At 44.9% G+C, this 1,363-nt stretch carries 3 protein-coding genes; 2 read left to right on the top strand and 1 reads right to left on the bottom strand.

Annotation, left to right across the window (positions count from 1 at the left end; genetic code table 11):
* Positions 1-316 (top strand): aminotransferase class I/II-fold pyridoxal phosphate-dependent enzyme (locus A3762_RS16340; protein WP_156493518.1); only part of this gene is annotated, 316 nt, incomplete at its 5' end.
* A gap of 3 nt (positions 317-319) precedes the next feature.
* Positions 320-733, top strand: coding sequence for a hypothetical protein (locus A3762_RS16335; RefSeq protein ID WP_068476966.1), 414 nt, complete (start codon positions 320-322; stop codon positions 731-733).
* A 6-nt stretch (positions 734-739) separates the two neighbouring features.
* On the opposite strand, the gene A3762_RS16330 is transcribed toward A3762_RS16335, so the two are convergent.
* The gene (locus tag A3762_RS16330; RefSeq protein WP_068756659.1) at positions 740-1,234 is read right to left on the bottom strand and encodes an ATP-NAD kinase family protein; all 495 of its coding nucleotides are present in this window, start codon (positions 1,232-1,234) and stop codon (positions 740-742) included.
* Between the last annotated feature and the right edge of the window lie 129 nt (positions 1,235-1,363).

Raw genomic sequence — 1,363 nt, 5'->3', positions numbered from 1 at the left:
CTTCTACGAGCAACGTAATCTGGCTTACGAGCTGTTGAATAAGATTCCCGGCGTACAATGTACTAAGCCAGAAGGCGCACTTTACATGTTCGTGAAGCTAGACCCTGAAGTTCACAAAGTCTACAACGACGAACAACTAGTACTCGACTTGCTCAAACAACAAAAAATTCTCATCGTGCATGGTACTGGCTTTAATTTGCAAGACACTCAACATTTCCGTTTTGTATTCCTACCGCGTGAAGATGTACTTCGAGATGCGATTGCGCGTTTCGAAAAATTTTTACAGACCTACAAGCAGCTTCCTGAAACAGAATAAAGCATGTACGACATACACATTGAAGAGTTTTATCGCGATTGCGCGGTCGTACTATTGCAGCTTTATCAGAGCTTTCCTGTAAAAAGTTCGGTTTTTGTTGAAGACGTTGCAGGCCCAGATAATCCTGACGAATTTGGGCTTCATAGCCCTCGTTTTCAGGCCTGTTTCGGAGCAATGTTGTGGCTAGAAAGCGAAGGATACATGAGCTTTGAGTCAACGCTTCGACAAGAAGCGATTGAGCAGGCGACGCTTAGCGCCCTAGGACTAAGATTGCTCAATCATCTAAGCGATGAGTTAGCCGAAGAGGACAACAAGCTTCCTAATGTAGAGATCCTTAGAATTGCTTTGAAGAATGGGACCTCGACTCACTTGGCTCGCTTGATGATTCATTTGTTTTCAGAGTACAAAAATAAATAGACGAACTTATGCACTGTAAGCGATGTCGTACAAGACGTAGTCGTGATAGCCACATAAAATGGGCCGATAACCACTAATCTCTTGGTTCAGAGCATCGTCTCCACTATCGACCTGCAGTGCTTTACCCTCTAACGCATGAAGCTTTTCTTGCGTCCCGACAAATTGAATGTTGGTAATGCCAAGCATTCTTAACACGCGAACGCTTAGCTGCTGATTACCGCGGCCTAATACTACTCCCTGCCCTCCAATCACAGACAAAAACAACTTTGCCTTTGGATAATTGCCAAGTAAATCAATCAATACTGGTTCGTTCGCATCCTTCGCAATACACTCTCCGTTATACCAGGCATCCACACCAAGCAAGGTTGGCTCATCAATGCCGACGAACTCTTTAATATGTCGTAAGCTACCACCAGAACCAAAGAGATAAAGTACATCATCCTCGAGCGTCTCAGAGACGAATGCCGCAATGTCATCTAGCGATAACTGATCATCAGGCAACCGCTACACTTTACGCATTGCACCAACAATTGATCATCGGGAACAAGCAACTCACCAAAGTGCTTGGTAACAACCCGCCCCTCTTGAAAGGATCGTTCGTCAATATCACGCACCTCAGCTTCAGTCACC

The sequence above is a fragment of the Oleiphilus sp. HI0125 genome, from assembly GCF_001635355.1.
The sequence above is the reverse complement of the archived record's forward strand: the minus strand, read 5'-3'. Positions and strand labels throughout refer to the sequence as shown.

Bases quoted from the DNA above. Each gene is read 5' to 3' on its own strand.
- A3762_RS16335 (WP_068476966.1), top strand. From the start codon at position 320: ATGTACGACATACACATTGAAGAGTTTTATCGCGATTGCGCGGTCGTA.